Source organism: Geobacillus sp. YF-1 (assembly GCF_052692335.1).
Map to the genome: position 1 here is coordinate 1,102,232 of NZ_CP199850.1, position 19,842 is coordinate 1,122,073.

At 54.4% G+C, this 19,842-nt stretch carries 18 protein-coding genes and 4 pseudogenes; 15 read left to right on the top strand and 7 right to left on the bottom strand.

The genetic code is table 11. The annotated features are described in order from the left end of the window. From ACTVIM_RS05580 to pyrE, 6 genes are read left to right on the top strand one after another with little or no spacing between them, the layout of a single operon-like run. A complete protein-coding gene (locus tag ACTVIM_RS05580; protein ID WP_033022276.1) occupies window positions 1-1,095 on the top strand; it encodes a carbamoyl phosphate synthase small subunit in 1,095 nt (364 codons plus the stop codon). Beyond that, entirely contained in the window at window positions 1,088-4,285 is a 3,198-nt protein-coding gene (carB, locus tag ACTVIM_RS05585; RefSeq protein ID WP_033022279.1) for a carbamoyl-phosphate synthase large subunit, read from the top strand. Before ACTVIM_RS05580 ends, carB begins: the two co-directional genes overlap by 8 nt. Continuing rightward, entirely contained in the window at window positions 4,282-5,055 is a 774-nt protein-coding gene (locus tag ACTVIM_RS05590; RefSeq protein WP_033022282.1) for a dihydroorotate dehydrogenase electron transfer subunit, read from the top strand. Before carB ends, ACTVIM_RS05590 begins: the two co-directional genes overlap by 4 nt. Beyond that, window positions 5,052-5,993 (top strand): dihydroorotate dehydrogenase, encoded by a 942-nt coding sequence (locus tag ACTVIM_RS05595; RefSeq protein ID WP_033022284.1) that lies wholly within the window; start codon window positions 5,052-5,054, stop codon window positions 5,991-5,993. The genes ACTVIM_RS05590 and ACTVIM_RS05595 overlap by 4 nt, the downstream gene beginning before the upstream one ends. Then, complete coding sequence (gene pyrF, locus ACTVIM_RS05600) at window positions 5,965-6,684, top strand: orotidine-5'-phosphate decarboxylase (protein ID WP_033022286.1); 720 nt, start codon at window positions 5,965-5,967, stop codon at window positions 6,682-6,684. The genes ACTVIM_RS05595 and pyrF overlap by 29 nt, the downstream gene beginning before the upstream one ends. Next, window positions 6,681-7,304, top strand: a complete 624-nt coding sequence (pyrE, locus tag ACTVIM_RS05605; RefSeq protein ID WP_033022290.1) for an orotate phosphoribosyltransferase — start codon at window positions 6,681-6,683, stop codon at window positions 7,302-7,304. Before pyrF ends, pyrE begins: the two co-directional genes overlap by 4 nt. Window positions 7,305-7,811: 507 nt before the next feature. Here the strand turns inward: pyrE and ACTVIM_RS05610 are convergent. From ACTVIM_RS05610 to ACTVIM_RS05620, 3 genes are all read right to left on the bottom strand, one after another. Continuing rightward, a complete protein-coding gene (locus ACTVIM_RS05610) occupies window positions 7,812-8,240 on the bottom strand; it encodes a DUF3888 domain-containing protein (RefSeq protein ID WP_033022292.1) in 429 nt (142 codons plus the stop codon). 350 nt (window positions 8,241-8,590) lie between these two features. After that, a complete protein-coding gene (locus ACTVIM_RS05615; RefSeq protein ID WP_231559889.1) occupies window positions 8,591-8,779 on the bottom strand; it encodes an integrase in 189 nt (62 codons plus the stop codon). A gap of 145 nt (window positions 8,780-8,924) precedes the next feature. Beyond that, window positions 8,925-9,353 carry a helix-turn-helix domain-containing protein gene (locus ACTVIM_RS05620; protein WP_051962665.1) on the bottom strand — a complete coding sequence of 143 codons (429 nt, stop codon included), beginning with the start codon at window positions 9,351-9,353 and terminating at the stop codon, window positions 8,925-8,927. A gap of 195 nt (window positions 9,354-9,548) precedes the next feature. Here ACTVIM_RS05620 and ACTVIM_RS05625 point away from each other — a divergent pair, with 195 nt between their 5' ends. After that, the gene (locus ACTVIM_RS05625) at window positions 9,549-9,842 is read left to right on the top strand and encodes a contact-dependent growth inhibition system immunity protein (RefSeq protein WP_153017177.1); all 294 of its coding nucleotides are present in this window, start codon (window positions 9,549-9,551) and stop codon (window positions 9,840-9,842) included. Window positions 9,843-9,965: 123 nt separating this feature from the next. After that, window positions 9,966-10,246 (top strand): annotated as a pseudogene (locus ACTVIM_RS05630) (IS701 family transposase); the annotation flags it as partial. Between the two features lie 52 nt (window positions 10,247-10,298). Here the strand turns inward: ACTVIM_RS05630 and ACTVIM_RS05635 are convergent. Beyond that, a complete protein-coding gene (locus tag ACTVIM_RS05635; protein ID WP_432419256.1) occupies window positions 10,299-10,421 on the bottom strand; it encodes a hypothetical protein in 123 nt (40 codons plus the stop codon). A 173-nt stretch (window positions 10,422-10,594) separates the two neighbouring features. Between ACTVIM_RS05635 and ACTVIM_RS05640 the strand changes: the two are divergent. Both ACTVIM_RS05640 and ACTVIM_RS05645 read left to right on the top strand, forming a co-directional pair. Further along, window positions 10,595-10,803 (top strand): annotated as a pseudogene (locus tag ACTVIM_RS05640) (IS701 family transposase); the annotation flags it as partial. Continuing rightward, a pseudogene (locus ACTVIM_RS05645) lies at window positions 10,802-11,246 on the top strand (transposase); the annotation flags it as partial. The pseudogenes ACTVIM_RS05640 and ACTVIM_RS05645, both read left to right, overlap by 2 nt. Window positions 11,247-11,518: 272 nt before the next feature. Here ACTVIM_RS05645 and ACTVIM_RS05650 read toward each other — a convergent pair. The 3 genes and pseudogenes from ACTVIM_RS05650 to ACTVIM_RS05660 form a co-directional block, all read right to left on the bottom strand. Beyond that, window positions 11,519-11,932, bottom strand: a complete 414-nt coding sequence (locus tag ACTVIM_RS05650) for a hypothetical protein (RefSeq protein WP_153017178.1) — start codon at window positions 11,930-11,932, stop codon at window positions 11,519-11,521. Between the two features lie 273 nt (window positions 11,933-12,205). After that, a pseudogene (locus ACTVIM_RS05655) lies at window positions 12,206-12,623 on the bottom strand (DUF4277 domain-containing protein); the annotation flags it as partial. 389 nt (window positions 12,624-13,012) lie between these two features. Continuing rightward, window positions 13,013-14,752, bottom strand: coding sequence for an Rqc2 family fibronectin-binding protein (locus ACTVIM_RS05660; RefSeq protein ID WP_033017952.1), 1,740 nt, complete (start codon window positions 14,750-14,752; stop codon window positions 13,013-13,015). Between the two features lie 258 nt (window positions 14,753-15,010). Here ACTVIM_RS05660 and ACTVIM_RS05665 point away from each other — a divergent pair, with 258 nt between their 5' ends. The 5 genes from ACTVIM_RS05665 to rpoZ all read left to right on the top strand — a co-directional run bounded on the left by ACTVIM_RS05665 (window position 15,011) and on the right by rpoZ (window position 19,800). Further along, the gene (locus ACTVIM_RS05665; RefSeq protein ID WP_033017957.1) at window positions 15,011-17,683 is read left to right on the top strand and encodes a calcium-translocating P-type ATPase, SERCA-type; all 2,673 of its coding nucleotides are present in this window, start codon (window positions 15,011-15,013) and stop codon (window positions 17,681-17,683) included. Window positions 17,684-17,770: 87 nt separating this feature from the next. Beyond that, on the top strand, window positions 17,771-18,646 hold the full coding sequence (locus ACTVIM_RS05670; protein WP_033017958.1) for a YicC/YloC family endoribonuclease: 876 nt from the start codon (window positions 17,771-17,773) through the stop codon (window positions 18,644-18,646). Window positions 18,647-18,692: 46 nt separating this feature from the next. After that, window positions 18,693-18,986, top strand: a complete 294-nt coding sequence (gene remA, locus ACTVIM_RS05675; protein ID WP_033017959.1) for an extracellular matrix/biofilm regulator RemA — start codon at window positions 18,693-18,695, stop codon at window positions 18,984-18,986. Further along, window positions 18,983-19,600: a guanylate kinase gene (gmk, locus tag ACTVIM_RS05680; RefSeq protein WP_033017960.1), complete on the top strand. Its 618-nt coding sequence runs from the start codon at window positions 18,983-18,985 to the stop codon at window positions 19,598-19,600. Before remA ends, gmk begins: the two co-directional genes overlap by 4 nt. 2 nt (window positions 19,601-19,602) lie before the next feature. Further along, entirely contained in the window at window positions 19,603-19,800 is a 198-nt protein-coding gene (rpoZ, locus tag ACTVIM_RS05685; protein WP_033017962.1) for a DNA-directed RNA polymerase subunit omega, read from the top strand. The last annotated feature ends 42 nt before the right edge of the window (window positions 19,801-19,842 follow it).

A 19,842-nucleotide genomic window follows, 5' to 3' on the forward strand; every position in this document is an offset into this window, starting at 1 on the left:
ATGAAGCGGCAGCTAATTTTAGAAGATGGTTCGTTTTTCGTTGGCGAAGCGTTTGGCAGCTTGAAAGACACGACCGGGGAAGTCGTGTTTAACACCGGCATGACCGGATACCAAGAAATTTTGACCGATCCGTCGTATTGCGGACAAATCGTGACGATGACGTATCCGTTGATCGGCAACTACGGCATCAACCGCGATGACTTTGAAGCGATTCGCCCGTACGTGCACGGATTCATCGTGAAAGAGGCGTGCGTGAAGCCATCCAACTGGCGCGGCGAAATGACGCTTGATGACTATTTAAAAGAAAAAGACATCCCGGGGCTGGCCGGCATCGATACGCGCAAACTGACGCGCCTCATTCGCCAGTACGGAACGCTAAAAGGGATGATTTGCGGCTTGGACGTCCATCCGGCGGAAGCGGCGGCCCACCTGCGGGCGATGGAGTGGCCGCGCGACCAAGTGCGGCGCGTCTCGACGAAAAGCGCCTATCCGAGCCCGGGGCGCGGCGAGCGCGTGGTCTTGATCGATTTTGGAATGAAGCACGGCATTTTGCGCGAGCTGAACAAGCGCCATTGCGATGTCATCGTCTTGCCGTACAACGCCACCGTCGAAGAAGTATTAAGCTGGCATCCGGATGGGGTGATGCTCTCGAACGGCCCGGGCGACCCGAAAGACGTGCCGGAAGCGATCGATATGATTCGCGGGATTTTGGGCAAAGTGCCGCTCTTTGGCATTTGCCTCGGCCATCAGCTGTTTGCCTTGGCGTGCGGGGCGAATACGGAAAAATTGAAATTCGGCCATCGCGGCTCGAACCATCCGGTGAAAGATTTGCGCACCGGCAAAGTCGCCATCACAGCGCAAAACCACGGCTACGCTGTGACGCATGAGTCGCTCGCCGGCACCCGCCTGGAAGTGACGCATGTCGCCTTGAACGACGGCACAGTCGAAGGGCTGCGCCATCTCGATTTCCCGGCGTTTACGGTGCAATACCACCCGGAAGCGTCGCCGGGGCCGGAAGATGCCAATCCGCTGTTTGACGAGTTTTTGGCGCTCATCCGCGAGTTCAACAAGAAAGGGGAAGTCATCCATGCCTAAACGCCGCGACATCGAAACGATTTTGGTCATCGGCTCCGGCCCGATCGTCATCGGTCAGGCAGCCGAGTTTGACTATGCCGGGACGCAAGCGTGCCTCGCTTTGAAAGAAGAAGGCTATAAAGTCATTCTCGTCAACTCGAACCCGGCGACGATCATGACCGATACGGAAATCGCCGATAAAGTGTATATGGAACCGCTGACGCTTGAGTTTGTCGCCCGCATCATCCGCAAAGAGCGGCCGGATGCGATTTTGCCGACGCTCGGCGGCCAAACGGGCCTCAACTTGGCGGTTGAGCTCGCCAAGGCCGGCGTGCTTGAAGAGTGCGGCGTCGAAATTCTTGGCACGAAACTCGAGGCGATCGAAAAGGCGGAAGACCGTGAACAGTTCCGCGCCCTCATGAACGAGCTTGGTGAACCGGTGCCGGAGAGCGCCATTATTCACAGTCTGGAAGAGGCGTATGCGTTTGTCGAACAGATCGGCTATCCGGTCATCGTCCGCCCAGCGTTTACGCTCGGCGGCACGGGCGGCGGCATTTGCACGAACGAACAAGAACTGATCGACATCGTTTCGACCGGTTTGAAAATGAGCCCGGTGCACCAATGCTTGCTTGAGCGGAGCATCGCCGGCTATAAGGAAATCGAGTATGAAGTGATGCGCGATGCCAACGACAACGCCATCGTCGTCTGCAACATGGAAAACATCGACCCGGTCGGCATCCATACCGGTGACTCGATCGTCGTCGCCCCGAGCCAGACGTTAAGCGACCGCGAATACCAACTGCTTCGCAACGCGTCCTTGAACATCATCCGCGCCCTTGGCATCGAAGGCGGCTGCAATGTCCAGCTGGCGCTCGACCCGGACAGCTTCCGCTATTACGTCATCGAAGTGAACCCGCGCGTCAGCCGCTCGTCGGCGCTCGCTTCCAAAGCGACCGGATACCCGATCGCGAAACTGGCGGCGAAAATTGCTATCGGGCTGACGCTCGATGAGATGATCAACCCGGTCACTGGGAAAACGTACGCCTGCTTTGAGCCGGCGCTTGATTATGTCGTGACGAAAATTCCGCGCTTCCCGTTTGACAAATTCGAATCGGCGAACCGCCGCCTTGGCACGCAAATGAAGGCGACCGGCGAAGTGATGGCGATCGGCCGGACGTTTGAAGAATCGCTGTTAAAAGCGGTCCGTTCGCTCGAGATCGGCGTCCACCATCTCGCATTAAAAGAGGCGGACACCGCCACCGACGACGTCATCGAGAAACGGATCCGCAAGGCGGGCGATGAACGGCTCTTTTACATCGCCGAAGCGCTCCGCCGCGGGGTGACGGTCGACACGTTGCATGAATGGAGCCAAATCGATCGCTTTTTCTTGCATAAAATCGAAACCATCATTGAGATGGAAACGGTCTTGAAAAACCGTCCGGGCGACCTTGACGCGCTGAGGAAGGCGAAAGCGCTCGGCTTCTCGGACGCCGCCGTGGCGGCATTATGGAACAAAACGGAGCGCGACATTTACGCGCTGCGCCGCCAAGAAGGCATCGTGCCGGTGTACAAAATGGTCGATACGTGCGCGGCCGAGTTCACATCAGAAACGCCGTATTACTACAGCACGTATGAGGAAGAAAACGAGTCGATCGTGACGGAAACACCGAGCGTCATCGTGCTCGGTTCGGGCCCGATCCGCATCGGCCAAGGGATCGAATTTGACTACGCCACCGTCCATTGCGTCTGGGCCATTAAGCAGGCCGGCTATGAGGCGATCATCATCAACAACAACCCGGAAACAGTCTCCACCGACTTCAGCACGTCGGACAAACTGTACTTCGAGCCGCTGACGGCCGAAGACGTGATGCATGTCATCGACCTTGAGAAGCCGGTCGGCGTCATCGTTCAGTTTGGCGGCCAGACGGCGATCAATTTGGCGGCCGAACTCGAGGCGCGCGGCGTCCGCTTGCTCGGGACGACGCTGGAGGATTTGGACCGCGCCGAAGACCGCGACAAATTTGAACAGGCGCTTTCCGAACTCGGCATTCCCAAACCGGCCGGCAAAACGGCCGTTTCGGTCGAAGAAGCGGTCGCCATCGCCGAAGAGATCGGCTATCCGGTGCTCGTCCGCCCGTCGTACGTGCTCGGCGGCCGGGCGATGGAGATTGTGTACAATCGTGAGGAGCTGCTCCATTACATGGAGCACGCCGTGCGCGTCAACCCGCAGCACCCGGTGCTCGTCGACCGCTACATCACCGGCAAGGAAGTCGAAGTCGACGCCATTTCCGACGGCGAGACGGTCGTCATCCCGGGCATTATGGAGCATATCGAACGGGCCGGCGTCCATTCCGGCGACTCGATCGCCGTCTACCCGCCGCAAACGTTAAGTGCCGAAGTGATCGATCAGATCGCGGATGACACGATCCGGCTGGCGCGCGGGCTGCGCATCGTCGGGCTCTTAAACATCCAGTTCGTCGTCTCGGGAAGCGATGTCTACGTGTTGGAAGTAAACCCGCGTTCAAGCCGCACCGTGCCGTTTTTAAGCAAAATCACCGGCGTGCCGATGGCCAACCTCGCCACCAAGGCCATTTTAGGGGCGAAGCTGGCCGAGATGGGCTATGAAACCGGCGTCCGCCCGGTCCGTCCAGGCGTGTACGTGAAAGTGCCGGTGTTCTCGTTTGCGAAATTGCGCAATGTCGACATTTCGCTCGGCCCGGAAATGAAATCGACCGGTGAAGTGATCGGCAAGGATGTGACGTTTGAAAAAGCGCTCTATAAAGGACTTGTCGCGTCTGGCATCCACATCCAGCCGCACGGGGCGGTGCTGTTGACGGTCGCGGACAAAGACAAAGAAGAAGCGGTCGAGCTGGCCCGCCGCTTTGCGGACATCGGCTATCAGCTGCTGGCGACGAACGGCACGGCGGAAACGCTGAAAGCGGCCGGCATCCCGGTGACGGTCGTCAATAAAATCCATTCGGCGTCGCCGAACATTTTGGATGTCATCCGCCAAGGGAAGGCGCAAGTCGTCATCAACACGTTGACGAAAGGGAAACAGCCGGAAAGCGACGGCTTCCGCATCCGCCGCGAAGCGGTCGAAAACGGCATTCCGTGCTTGACGTCGCTCGATACCGCACGGGCGATGTTGCAAGTGCTCGAATCGATGACGTTCTCGACAACGGCGATGACGGAAGGGTTGGTGCGGTCATGATCGGCCGCGAACAAATGACGGTCGCAAGCCAGCGGCTGATCGCCGAGCGCACGTATGAACTGACGCTGGCAGGCCGCCTCGTGCAAGAGATGAAGCAGCCCGGCCAGTTCGTTCATGTGAAAGTGGCCGCATCGGCCGATCCGCTCTTGCGCCGCCCGCTCAGCCTTTGCCAAATCGACCACGAGCAGGGGCAATGCACGATCATTTACCGCCAGGAAGGGAAGGGCACCGCGCTGTTGGCGCAAAAACAGCCGGGCGACACGGTCGATGTGCTCGGCCCGCTCGGCCACGGCTTTCCGCTCGAAGCCGCGCCGGCGGGCGGCCGGGCGCTGTTGGTCGGCGGCGGCATCGGCGTTCCGCCGCTCTATGAACTGGCGAAACAGCTGGCGAACCGGGGCGTGAACGTCGTGAGCGTGCTCGGGTTCCAAACGAAAGCGGCGGTCTTTTACGAAGAAAAATTTGCCGCGTTCGGCGAGACGTATATCGCCACCGATGACGGGTCGCACGGGGCGGCGGGCCGCGTCACCGATGTGATCGAAGCGCGTGCGCTCGAGTTTGACGTGTTGTACGCCTGCGGCCCGAAGCCGATGCTAAAGGCGCTCGATGAACGGTTCCGCGGCCGGCCGGTGTACTTGTCGTTGGAAGAGCGGATGGGCTGCGGCGTCGGGGCGTGTTTCGCCTGCGTCTGCCATGTGCCGGGAAGCGAAACGGCGTATAAAAAAGTATGCAGCGACGGTCCGGTGTTTCGGGCCGGGGAGGTGGTGTTATGAACCGGCTGGCGGTCGAACTGCCGGGGCTTTCGCTCAAAAACCCGATCATGCCGGCGTCCGGCTGTTTCGGGTTTGGCCGCGAGTACGCCCGGTTTTACGATTTAAGCGTGTTAGGCGCCATCATGATCAAAGCGACGACCAAAGAGCCGCGCTTTGGCAACCCGACGCCAAGGGTGGCGGAAACGCCGGGCGGGATGTTAAACGCCATCGGCCTGCAAAACCCCGGTCTTGACAAGGTGCTGACGGAGGAACTGCCATGGCTTGAACAGTTTGACGTGCCGATCATCGCCAACATCGCCGGTTCGACGATGGAAGAATACGTCGAGGTAGCCGCCGCGATTTCCAAAGCGCCGAACGTCCATGCCTTGGAGCTCAACATTTCTTGCCCGAACGTGAAAAAAGGCGGCATCACGTTCGGCACCGTGCCGGAGGTGGCCGCCGAGCTGACGCGGCTTGTCAAGGAAGTGTCGGCTGTCCCGGTGTATGTGAAGCTGTCGCCTAACGTGACGGACATCGTCGCGATGGCGAAAGCCATTGAACAAGCGGGCGCTGACGGCCTGACGATGATCAACACGCTCGTCGGCATGCGCATCGACGTGAAAACCGGCCGGCCGATTTTGGCCAACGGCACCGGCGGCTTATCCGGCCCGGCGGTCAAACCGATCGCCATCCGCATGATTTACGAAGTGAGCCAAGCGGTGTCGATTCCGATCATCGGCATGGGCGGCGTGCAAACGGCGGAAGATGTGCTCGAATTTTTCTACGCCGGCGCGAGCGCGGTCGCGGTCGGAACAGCCAACTTCGTCGATCCATTCGTCTGCCCGACGATCATCAACGAACTGCCGGCGCTGCTTGACGAGCTGGGGATAGATCAGATCTCCGAATGTACAGGAAGGAGCTGGAAAATCTGTGCACACGCCGTTCATTGTCGCCCTTGATTTTCCATCGAAACAAGACGTTGAATCGTTTTTACGGCCGTTTGCCGGCACGCCGCTGTTTGTGAAAGTCGGCATGGAGCTGTACTATCAGGAAGGGCCGTCCATCGTCGCGTTCCTCAAAGAACAAGGGCACGCCGTCTTTTTAGACTTAAAACTGCACGACATCCCGAATACAGTGAAACAGGCGATGAAAGGGCTCGCCCGTGTCGGCGCTGATTTGGTGAACGTCCACGCCGCCGGCGGCCGGCGCATGATGGAAGCGGCGCTCGAAGGGCTTGACGCCGGCACGCCAAGCGGCGCCGCCCGACCGCGCTGCATCGCCGTCACCCAGCTGACAAGCACGGACGAGCGCATGCTTCATGAAGAGCTTTGCATTTCCCGCCCGCTTGCCGACACGGTCAGCCATTACGCGGCGTTGGCGAAAGAAAGCGGCCTTGACGGCGTCGTCTGCTCGGCGAACGAAGCGCCGCTCATCAAGGAACGGTGCGGCGCCGCGTTTCTCGCCGTCACCCCGGGCATTCGCTTTGCCGATGATGCAGTGCACGACCAAGTGCGCGTCGTCACGCCAAGAGAAGCGCGTGCGCTTGGTTCTGACTACATCGTCATCGGCCGCAGCATCACCCGCGCCGCCGACCCGCTTGCCGCGTACGCCCGCCTGCAGCACGAATGGAACGGAGGAGAGAGAGGATGAAATACGACATTGCCGCCCAACTGCTTGAAATAGGAGCGGTCGCTTTGCGGCCGAACGACCCGTTCACCTGGTCATCGGGCTTAAAAGCGCCGATTTATTGCGACAACCGCCTGACGCTCGCTTATTCGGACGTGCGCCGCCTAGTCGCCGACGGTCTCGCTGACCTCATCCGCACCCATTTTCCTGAAGCGGACCTCATCGCCGGCACAGCGACCGCCGGCATCCCGCACGCCGCGTGGGTGAGCGAGCGGCTTAGTTTGCCGATGTGCTACGTCCGCAGCCAAGCGAAAGCGCACGGAAAAGGGAAGCAAATCGAAGGCAAAGCCGAACCGGGCCAACGCGTCGTCGTCATCGAAGACTTAATCTCAACCGGCGGCAGCTCGCTCACGGCCGTGCGCGCCTTGAAAGACGCAGGCTGCGAGGTGCTTGGCGTCGCCGCCATCTTCACGTACGGACTCGAAAAAGCGAAGCAGGCGTTTGCCGAAGCGAATGTGCCTGCCTACACCCTCACCGACTACGACACACTCATCGAAACGGCCGTCCGCCTTGGCACCGTCAGCGAACACGACCTAGCGACATTGCGGCAATGGCGGGAAAATCCGGAAAAGTGGGGGAAATAGACGAGAAGAAAGAAGCGCGGACCAAAGGATGGTTCGCGCTTTTGTCATGTGTTATTGGCGAACGGGACTTCCGTCGCCTCCGATGATGACGGAAATGGCGATCGAACGGCCAAAGTCATTCGAACTAGCGATGACTTGATGACTATGGGAAGTACCCTGTTTGTCTCTTAGAGCATGGAAATTATTGTAATGAAAAATGCTCATCTGCAGTTTCTTCAAAATACGGGGACCTTTATCAGCGGACAGAACCGACCTCTAAATAAGGGCAAACCTTTGCGACTCTAGGACTAGAGCCTCCCCCGAAGATCCTAGACATTCATCCTCGCTCCTAGATACACGCCACAAGTATACCTCATCGCCTCTCAGCCCTTCTGCATCAAGGACTGAGAGGCGATTTATTTGCCTAGTCACTGTCGAACTCGGGCAGGAGAAAGTAGCTGTATAAGCTCAGCTGTTCCTCGCTGATTAGTGAGCCCATTATTTAGGAAAAATAAAAGAGGTAATACCCTATGTTTGTTTTTTTATCTTCTCTTCGATGTGCTTGTAATCAATAATACGAATTTTGTCAAAATCGATTTCAAGTGTTATTATATCAATTCCGTAAGGAGGGTTGTGAGCCCCTTTAAATGTTTCTACATGAATTTTGAGTAAGAATTTATAACGACTCCCGGGTTCTAAATTTTTAATCTCTAATATTTTAGGCTTCCACCACTGAATTCCAGATGGTTTTCCATAATAATCCTGCACTGCTTTGGTTATATAAGGCGTTAAGAAGTAAATGGAAAGGTCCTCTAAATCATTTTTATTAACCACTAATGCCGTTGTTGACTCTGTTTCATCAATTTTTGATTTGGCGACAATTTTAGTCCCGACGCCATACATTCCGAATAATATGATTAAAAAGAGGGACATTACTCCTATAAATTTCCTGTTCATATTTGAATTCCTCCTTTTATTGTCGTGATCAAACTATATTTTGCAGATATTCAGTCAAAATAATCATGAAATTTCCGATTAAAATGGTTTATTTTATGGGTGGAGGGCTTGTTCAAATTATATATAATGGTAGTGATGAGTGGCTATTGCTAATGGCGACCATACATGGCATTTCTGGGGCTCGACTCTTGTCATTCAATTACAGGAGTTTGGTAAACCATGAAATCACATTGGTAGGGTCTGAAAAATACACTGAAGTATATTCAAGTCTTTACTATACTGTAGATGAGCAAATTCGCTAACATAAATTTACAACTATATAGATGCACCTTGAAAACTTAACTTCTCGATTACGCTGCACACCTCAGGCGTTGCAGCACTTCCTCGGGGCGTTCATGGATGTATTCCACCAACCGGGCAATGGCTTGAGTGATATCGTTTCGATCGTTGTGAAGCACATTGGCGATGACGGTGTCTTTCCGCCATTTCCACAAGCGTTCGATCGGGTTCCGTTGCGGAGAATACGGAGGAAGAGAAATGAAGTGAACACGGTCCTTCTTCCTGCAAACACGCTCTCACCATTTTGGCATGATGAATTCGGGCGTTATCCAGCACCAAGACGATGAGACGGTTCGGGGCTCCTTTCGCCAACGTGTCGGTCGGCCGGGTCCAAGAAAGCCCTTTTCAATGCAAGAGTTTTCGCAAGGCTTCGCGGGAAATGGAGATGCCATAACGGTGGTGCACATAGGATTGAAGGATCTTCGTATTCCACGCCGAAGCGATGTCCCAGTCCAGCTCCGCAGGGGTCGTGGTCAACACGAGTTGTTTGATCTCTTTCTGCTGTTTTTCAGTGAGAAACGGCTCCCGCAAAGGGGCAACATCCCGATGAAGCAGGAGTTCAAGCCCGCCTTCGTTAAACAGCGGCACATAATGGGAAACGGTTTGGCGGCACGCATGAACCATGGAAGCAACCTCTTTGCCCAACGATCCTTCCATGACTAGGCGGACGGCCATCACGCGTTGGCGGAGAGGAGCGTTTTTGATCTTCCGTTCCTGCTTGCGGAGTTTCCGGGGCGTCCATCCGTGATGGTCGGTGATTTTGAGACGTTTCATGCCGAATTCCGCTCCTTTCCCATGCTTTTCCTTAGGCGCAGTATCACCGGAGTGGGCACCAGTTATACGAAGGTTAATTTTTTAATGAGCATGTATATAGTCCCCTAATCCATTCCAAATCTATTTCAGAGATACCCTATCTTGCATTACACAAAATTCTTGACGGTATTACAAAATGAGAAAGGGTGATTTATGGTGGATAATTTTAAAAAGCCAGAAATGCTCAAATATTTCATGAGTGGGTATTTTAATCAAAGTGTTAGCTGGTCAGACCTTGAGGGATTGGCAACCGATTTCAAAGAGCGAGAACCTAAATCAATGGTAAAACAATTAATAAGCGAATTAAAAATGTTGCAGGATGTTTTACAAAAAGGTGATAAAGAGACGTGGAGAGAAATCGAAAAATATGTAAATGAATATAGTATGAGATATTTAGATTTTGAAGATGGTCCAGAATTTATTAATACTGTTTTAAAGGCAATTCAATAACTGTAGATGAGCAAATTCGCTAACATAAATTTACAACGAAATAAAAAAGGAGACATGAACCCGATTCCTTGGTTAGAATAGATGTACCACCAACTACCCACAAGGAGGTTCATGCCTCATGGTTACTACGCCCACCGCTGGACGATCGAATGCGTTTTCCGGCAGGCCAAAGACCAGCTGAAGTCAGGTGGTACCGTGTTCGCCACGTTCTGGTGGTGAAACGGTATGGGGCCGTGGTGCTGTTCGCCTGCGTATACAGCATCACGGAATCTCAACAAGACCTCTCTTCCGGCCTGGAGCTTCTTCGGTCTCGGAAAGGGCACAGCATCGTCGAGTTCATCTACGATGCCGCGAAGCAAGAGATTCCCATTGATGTGATCAAAAAACAGCTCCATGTCGCCTAAGGGGTACCCTGTTTGTCTCTTAGGGCATGGAAATTATTGTAATGAAAAATGCTCATCTACAGTATTTAAAATTATCATTTGTGATATCACCATAGATTGGAATGCTCTCTAAAATATTAATACCATACTCTTTCATCTTCTTAATTTTTAGTGGGTTGTTAGTTAATAAACTCACCGGCTTTTTCCTTAGATATTTTAATACAGTAGCGACTTCTTTATAATCTCCTGTAGATGAGCAAATTCGCTAACATAAATTTACAAACAAATAAAAAAGGAGACATGAACCCGATTCCTTGGTTAGAATCGATGTACCACCAACTACCCACAAGGAGGTTCATGCCTCATGGTTACTACGCCCACCGCTGGACGATCGAATGCGTTTTCCGACAGGCCAAAGACCAGCTGAAGCCAGGTGGTACCGTGTTCGCCACGTTCTGGTGGTGAAACGGTATGGGGCCGTGGTGCTGTTCGCCTGCGTATCCAGCATCGCGGAATCTCAACAAGACATCTCTTCCGGACTGGAGCTTCTTCGCTCTCGGAAAGGACACAGCGTCGTATTGCGCTTCAAAAAAAGCAATGGTACGGCGGATGGAAACTGCACCTTCAATTGACCGATCAAGGTTTGCCAATGGGATATGTGGTGACGGAAGCCTCCTGCCGCGATCGAATCGCAGCCGAAAGCGTGATAATCCAAATTCCTCATCCCTATCACCTCGGGGACAAGGGGTTCATTAGACGCGACTGGCAAAAAAGGCTATACGAAGCATACCCAATGGCGCTTTGGACTCCGTCTCGAAAAAACCAGAACCATCACCCGTCCGGGGCATGGGAGAAGTGGATCCAACCAAAACGTAAAAATGATCGGACGGTGTTCTTGGTTCTGGTTGACCAATACCGGATTACAGAGATTCGAGCGAATTCCATGATCGGATTTGACGTAGCGCTCGACGGCATATGGTTAGCCTATTCACTGGCCACACTCGGGCTAGTTGAGTTCTAATGCTCAACAGCACCACGGGTAAAGTGATAATTTACGATTATCCTTTAACAGAATAGAAAGCATATATACCTAAAGCCATCAATACTAAAAATAGTGATATTACTGAAAGGAGTATAACCATCCATTTTTTTTCAACATTACTCCCCCCAAAAATAGGTTCATCACCGCAACACGCACTTGATAAATGATACACTTGTCTGAACAAGTATATGCCAAAATATTAGTTTGTTAGTTTTTGGAAGCATAAGCTTTTGGTAAAGAAGCAAAAAATATTATTTAGTGTAAAAATATCCGCTCTCTACTCCGTTTTTATTCCCAACAACACCAATATATACATTCCCTAACTGCCCAAGACCTATTGAGCCCAAGCCAATTTTATAGTAAAACATAGCATCTCCATAATATTTTTTATTGCTAACATATCCACTTTCCCACACTTTATCAGTAACAACAGCAGGATTATAATTATGACTGACATAAGCCTTTGTATAAATCACTGAAGTTACTCCATCACTATTGTAATAGTATTTACCTTCAATAACATATTCCGTAACAGGAATCCCAAGAACCCACATTGTCCCTGTATTAGTAACAATCCTATATGCACTACTTGAAGACAGAGAAGAAGCGGTTACATTCATCGAATCAGATGATAATTCAATTTCACTAACCGCAGTTTTAGCCACTTTGGTCCACTTTACTATTTTCCCTACTTAACCTTATTATACCTAAAACTCCTTGTTTCTTGTAAACAAAAAATTCAGGTAATTGCAAAAAAATACATAGGCTTGCCTGCTCCATCAATTTATCTTTCAGTCGAGTGGGAAGGGGGCGGGGCGACTGAACGGCAGAAAGCGCGTACCGCAAGCGGGAGCTCTATCCCGTAAATGCGAGAATGTGGGCGTGATGGACCAAATATCCACCAGCGCTGCCGTCAAGCAGCGATTGTCCCCACCCCCCGATTCATACGCGCCGTAAACGGTTTTGTTCGTCGCATTGGCGTGGAAGACGCGAAGAGAAGGCCTTCTTTCTTGTCGATCTGCACGAGGCAAGACGAAAGGACTTGATGGATATTCGCCTCATACAGTCGATCCAAATGACGCGCGATGGCATCGTCGTTGAACCAAGACGGCACCAGCCCTAGCCGAATCCGCTTCGGCCAATCGATGTCATGCGCCCATTGTTCCAAATGAACGAGCGCTTGCCGGCCGCTCAAGATATCCAGAATGATTAGTTTGACGATATCGCTGGCTCGAGTTTGGCATTGTGGAGCCACGGGAACGAGATGATCCATCAACTGAGGAAGGTTAAGATCTTTGAACAGGATACTTATTCTAAATGACAACCACCATAAATGGCACGGATTTGAATGCTCATGGTGTAGAAACTCCTTTGCTTTCCTTGGGTGTGAAGGATCCATTCGACAATGGAAACAAAAAATCCTCCCAATTCTTGTCGCAAGGGTGCGAAATGTGAGGTTTGAGGTGCCAAAGAGCGCGGAGCAGCTGATCATGGTGATTCGGCATGACTGGCTGCCGGGTTCCATTATCGTACAGGTGAAATAACGCGCGGGAACGAATAGAGCCCGCCGCTCCCCATAGCGGCGGGATGGTTTATGCTACGGAATCGACGCCGGATCCCGAACATTGAAAAAAGTCCCAGTCCAGATGTGGCGGATTTCACTCGCGCAACCGCTTCTCGGAATCGTTTCTCAAGGAGAAACGTTACCATATCAAGACAACCATGGTTATAGGGACATTCTTTGTTTACGGCTGTTTCGCCGCGTGTTCTTTTTGCCGCTGTTTCATGGCGCGGACGAGCTCTTCGTCCGGTGTGACGTAGAGCGTTTGTTCGTTTTCGTAAATGACAAACCCTGGCTTGGCGCCGCTCGGTTTTTTTACGTAGCGGACGCGCGTGTAATCGACCGGCACGGAGCCGGAGTGGCGGGCTTTGCTGAAGTAGGCGGCCAAGTTCGCCGCTTCCAAGAGCGTCCCGTCAGACGGCTGCTTGCTCCGGATGACGACGTGCGAGCCGGGAATGTTTTTCACATGCAGCCAAACGTCGTCCTTATGGGCGAGTTTGGTCGTGAGATAGTCGTTTTGTTTATTGTTTTTGCCGACCACTATTTCCGTGCCGTCGCTGGCCGTGTAGCGGTCCAGCTCAGGCGCGGTTGGTTTTCGCTTTTTCGCTCCTTTCGCCGCGCGTGGGCGCAAGTAGCCTTGTTCAATGAGCTCGTCGCGGATTTCCTCGACATCTTTCGGCGCGGCGGTTTCGAGCTGGCTTAAAATCGTGTCGCAATAGGCGATGTCTTCTTTCGTCCGCTCGATTTGTTCTTGCACGACGGCGAGCGAGTTTTTCACTTTTTGGTATTTTTGGAAGTACTGTTGCGCGTTCTCCGACGGCGATTTTTGCGGGTCGAGCGGAATCGTGATCGTGCCGCCGTTTTCATCATAGTAGTTGGTGACTTCGATTTCCGTCATGCCGCGCTTGATGGCGTACAAATGGGCGGTGAGCAGCTCCCCGTACAGTCGGTAAACGTCGGCTTTTTTGGCTTCTTCGAGCGTCTGTTCAAGCTTGAGGAGCTTTTTCTCGTTTTTCGCTTTTTCGTTCGCCATGAGCCGCTCGATGTCATGCGCTTGCTGCTTGACGCGGTCGCGCTCGGCTTTGCCGAAGTAAAAGCGGTCGAGCAGCTCGCTTGCGCTCGCAAACGGTTGGCCTTCGATTTTTATGTGCGTAAGCGGCAACACGTAAAACCATTCTTTTTCCCCGTTCGTGTACATCATCGGGGCAAAGCGGCGGTGCCGGACGTCATCGATGAGCGCGAGGAAGCTTTTCGGCAGCGTCGCCCGATTGGCGAGCCCGGCGCGGAAGACAACCTCGTTGGCGAACAGCGGCGAAAGGCCGCTGAAGGCGGAAACGAGCTGATGGGCGAGCTTGCCGGCGTGAAAATCCAGTTTTTTCAGCACCGTTTCTTCCGTCGCCTCAAGCGGATTCAGCTTGCCGTGCGTCGGCGGGGCGACGTACGGGTGCCCCGGGAGCACCGTCCGGTAGCGGTTGACGGACGGCGGCAAATGTTTCAAGCTGTCGATGATCGTGTCGGTCGATGCCTCAACGAGGATGATGTTGCTATGGCGGCCCATCACTTCGATGATGAGCCGCTTTGTTTGCACGTCGCCGAGTTCGTCGCGTCCCTTTGTGTCGATCGTGATGATGCGGTCAAAATCGACTTGGCGAACCGCTTCGATGACGCTTCCTTCCAACTGTTTGCGCAGCCGCATGCAAAACATCGGCGGCTCGGGCGGGTTGTCGTACGTTTCGTTTGTCAAATGGACGCGCGCGTACGTCGGATGCGCCGACAGCATCACTTTATGGTTACGGCCGCGGGCGCGCACGAGCATGACGATCTCATGCGCCGACGGCTGGTGAATCTTCGTGATCCGCCCGCCCGCAAGCGCCTCTTCGAGTTCCCCGACAATAGCGTATGTAAACACTCCGTCAAACGACATGGAAAACACCTTTCTATTTGTTTCGTTACTACTTCGATCTTACCATAGATCCGCTCTGTTGAACATTTTTGCGAACATTTCGGGGGATGAAGGGCGATGTTCATCCAAACGGTTATATAAATGAGGAAATGCGCGGCAAAGCGATTTCGGTCGTTTGTTTATGCCGCCCAATCGATCATTTTTTTGGACAGGAGTGAATAAGCATAGAAAAGCGGAAACAGTGCGCTGAAAAGACGGAGAGGACGGAGGGGGAGACTAATGCAGTGGCATACGCTCGCGGCCAGCGATGTCGCGCACGAAACGAAGACGAACGTCAAGACCGGGCTTACCGCAGCGGAGGCGGAAAAGCGGCTGCGGCAGTTCGGGTACAATGAGCTGGCGGAAGGGAAGAAGGAGTCAGCCATCGTCGTCTTTTTTCGCCAGTTTCAAGATTTTATGGTGTTGGTGTTGCTGTTGGCAACGGTGATTTCCGCGTTTTTGGGCGAGTACGTCGATGCGGTGGCGATTGTCGTCATCGTGATCATGAACGCCATCCTCGGGTTTATCCAAGAGCGGCGGGCGGAAAAGTCGCTCGCTGCTTTAAAACGGTTGTCGGCGCCGCAAGCGGTGGTGCTGCGCGGCGGGGAGTGGGTGAAAGTCCCGGCGCGCGAGCTTGTTGTCGGCGATGTGGTGCGGCTGGCAAGCGGCGACCGGGTCGGGGCCGACGTCCGCTTGATTGAGGCAGCCGGCTTGGAAATCGAGGAGTCGGCGCTGACGGGCGAATCGGTGCCGGTGGCCAAATCGGCTGCCCCTCTGCGCACCGCCCAGGCGTCGTTGGGTGATTTGCACAATATGGCGTTTATGGGGACGCTCGTGACAAGAGGGAACGGGATCGGGATTGTCATCGCCACGGGGATGAAAACGGCGATGGGGCAAATCGCGACGATGCTTGAAGAGGCGGATGCGGGAGCAACCCCGCTTCAGCGCCGGCTCGAGCAGCTTGGGAAAATTTTGCTTGTCGTCGCCTTGGCGCTGACGGCCATGGTGGTGGCCGTCGGGGTCGTTCAAGGACACGACGTGTATGAAATGTTTTTGGCCGGCGTATCGCTCGCTGTTGCCGCTATTCCCGAAGGGTTGCCGGCCATTGTGACGGTCGTCTTGGCGCTTGGCGTGCAGCGGATGATCAAACGAAACGCCATCGTCCGCAAGCTTCCGGCGGTGGAAACGCTCGGCTGCGCTTCGGTCATTTGTTCCGACAAAACGGGGACGATGACGGAAAACATGATGACCGTCACGCAAGTATGGGCAGGCGGACGGACATTTGCGGTCAGCGGCGTTGGCTTTGACATGGCCGGCGAGTTTTCCGAACGGGGCCGGGCGGTGGATCCAACCCGCGTTCCCGAGATCGCCCGCCTATTGACGATGGCGGTGCTTTGCAATCGTTCGGAGTTGAAAGAGGAAAACGGGCGGCGCTATGTCGACGGCGATCCGACCGAAGGGGCGCTGCTCGTTGCGGCGGCGAAAGCGGGATTGGCGAAAGGAATGGTTTGGCGTGAGTATACGGTCGAGCAGGAGTTTCCGTTTGATTCGGAGCGAAAAATGATGACGGTGATCGTTCGCGACCGAAACGGCCGCCGGTTGGTCGTGACAAAAGGGGCGCCCGATGTGCTGCTTGAGCGGGCGGACCGCCTTGAATGGAACGGCCGCGAACAGGTGCTGACGCCGGCTTGGAAAGAGACGATTGAGAAGGCGATTCGCCAGATGGCGTCTTCCGCCTTGCGCACGATTGCCGTCGCGTACCGGCCGCTTGCGGAGACAGAACGGATCGTGTCGGAGAAGGAGGCGGAAACAAAGCTGCGGTTCCTCGGCGTCGCCGGCATGATCGATCCGCCGCGGCCTGAGGTGAAGCAAGCGGTGGCGCGCTGCAAAGAAGCAGGCATGAAAACGGTGATGATCACCGGTGACCACGTGTTGACCGCCACCGCCATCGCCAAACAGCTGGGCGTGCTCCCGCCCGGCGGCAAAGTGATGGACGGGACGACGCTTTCGAAGCTATCGGTCGATGAGTTGGAACGCGCTGTCGATGACATTTACGTGTTCGCCCGCGTTGCTCCGGAGCATAAGCTGAAAATCGTCAACGCTCTCAAACGGCGCGGCCATATCGTCGCGATGACCGGGGACGGGGTGAATGATGCGCCTGCGCTGAAAGCAGCCGATATTGGCGTCGCTATGGGCCGATCGGGGACAGAAGTGGCGAAAGAGGCGGCGTCGCTCGTTTTGTTGGATGACAACTTTGCGACGATTGAGGCTGCGATTGAAGAAGGCCGCAACATTTACGAAAACATTCGCAAGTTTATCCGCTACTTGCTCGCCTCGAACGTCGGGGAAATTCTTGTCATGTTGTTTGCGATGCTGCTGGCGTTGCCGCTGCCGCTCGTGCCGATTCAAATTTTGTGGGTCAATCTTGTCACCGACGGTTTACCAGCGATGGCGCTCGGGCTCGACCGGCCGGAAGAAAACGTGATGAAGCGGCCGCCGCGCCGCCCCGATGAAGGGGTGTTCGCGCGTGGGCTCGGCTGGAAAATCATAAGTCGCGGCGTTTTGATCGGCGCGGTGACGTTGGCCGCGTTTTTGACGGCCTATGAACGGAGCGGCGAGGATCTCGTTTACGCCCAGACGGCGGCGTTTGCGACGTTGGTGCTGGCGCAGCTCATCCATGTGTTTGACTGCCGCTGCGATCGTTCGATTTTTGACCGCAGTCCATTCGGGAACATGTATCTTGTCGCGGCGGTGGCCGTGTCGCTTGCCTTGCTATTGGTTGTCATCTACTATCCGCCGCTCGCTGCGGTGTTCCATACGAAGCCGCTCGCCGCGGTCGATTGGCTGCTCATCGTCGGTCTGTCCGCCTTGCCGACATTTTTGTTTGCTGGCTCGTTTCGGGCGAGAAAATAAAACGTGGTTATGGTATAATGAAAAAGGTGATAGAGGCAAGCTCTATGACCTTTTCTTTTTCATCATGACAGCAACGGATGTGATGGCATGGTTTACAGCATGACTGGCTTTGGCGCGAGCACGAAAAAAACAGACCGTTTGACGGTGGCGGTGGAAATGAAATCCGTCAACCATCGGTTTTGCGAAATTTCCATCCGCCTCCCTAGACAATGGCTCGTGTTTGAGGATAAAATAAAAAAAGCAATTTCATCGTACGTGCGGCGCGGAAAAGTGGAAGTGTTCGTCACGATCGCCGGCGACGGGCTGGTCAAGCGGCGCATACATATCGATTGGGAGCTGCTTTCGCAGTATCGCGCCGGCTGCGAAGAGGCAGCAAGGCGGTTCGCTCTAGACGGCGGCGTGACGGCAGCCGATCTGTTTCGGTTGGACGGAGTCGTGGAAGTGATTGAAGAGGAAAGCGGCAATGAAGAGGTTGAGCCGCTGCTGTTGGCAGCGGTCGATGAGGCGGCCAAGGCGCTTGCCGCTATGCGTCGGCGCGAAGGGGAGGCGCTCGCTGCCGATTTGCGGGAGCGTTTCCGAGAAATTGAAGCGAGCGTTGTCGCCATTGAACAGCGGGTGCCGCTTGTCATGGAACAATACCGTGAGCGGCTTGAGCGCCGCCTGCGCGAATGGGTGCCCGCTCCGATCGATGAAGCGCGCTTGCTCGCCGAAGTGGCGGTGTTTGCCGAAAAGGCGGACATTCATGAGGAGTTGAAACGCATTCGCAGCCATTTGGCGCAAATGGCGGACGCCTTAGAAATGGACGAACCGGTTGGGCGGAAGCTCGATTTTTTGGTGCAGGAGCTGAACCGGGAAGTGAACACGATCGGCGCCAAGGCGAACGACAGCTTCATTGCCGCGCAAGTCGTGGAGATGAAAAGCGCGATCGAGAAGATGAAAGAACAGGTGCAAAACGTCGAATAGTCGAATAACGGTTTAAAACAGCTTGCCGGCGGCAACAATATCGAATATGGCAGGTGGGCGTGTCATGGTGAAATTCATCAACATCGGGTACGGAAATATGGTGTCAGCCGCCCGCATCATTACGATTGTCAGCCCCGATTCGGCGCCGATTAAGCGGATCATTCAGGATGCGCGGGAAAACGGCAAGCTCGTTGACGCAACGCACGGGCGGAGGACGCGCGCCGTCATCATCATGGACAGCGATCACGTCATTTTGTCGTCCGTGCAGCCGGAAACGGTGGCGAATCGTTTATACGGAAGCGATGATTTTTCCGAGGAAGGGCAGGGTTTGGGACGTTGAAAAACGAACGGGGACTATTGATCGTCATGTCAGGGCCGTCCGGCGTCGGCAAAGGAACGGTGCGCAAAGCGCTGTTTTCGCGGCCGGACATCAATCTTCATTATTCGGTGTCGGTCACGACGCGTAAGCCGCGCGAAGGCGAAGTGGAAGGCGTCGATTACTTCTTCCGCACGCGCGAGCAGTTTGAACAAATGATCCGCGAAAACAAGCTGCTCGAGTGGGCGGAATACGTCGGCAACTACTATGGCACGCCGATCGACTACGTGGAGAAAACGCTCGCCGAAGGGAAAGACGTGTTTTTGGAGATCGAAGTGCAAGGGGCGATGAAAGTGCGGCGGGCGTTTCCGGAAGCGCTCTTCATTTTCCTCGCGCCGCCAAGCCTCAAGGAGCTTGAGAAGCGGATCGTCGGGCGCGGCACCGAATCGAAAGAGCTTATTGAAAACCGGCTGCGGGCGGCGAGGGAGGAGCTAGAAATGATGGACGAGTATGACTACGTCGTGGAGAACGATGAAGTGGAGCTCGCCTGCGACCGGATCAAGGCGATCGTCATCGCCGAGCATTGTCGGCGGGAGCGCGTCGCCAAACGCTATAAACGAATGTTGGAGGTGGAATGACGATGTTGTACCCTTCCATCGATTTGCTGATGCAAAAAGTCGATTCAAAGTATAAGCTCGTCACCGTGGTGGCCAAGCGGGCGCGCGAGCTTCAAGACGGCGCGGAGCTGACGGTGAAAAAGCCGGTGTCGAAAAAATTCGTCGGCCAAGCGCTTGAGGAGATCGCCAGCGACAAGGTCGAATTAGTGGAAGAAAAATAACAACCTAGCTGTTAGGTTGTTATTTTTTTAAGATGGAGAGGT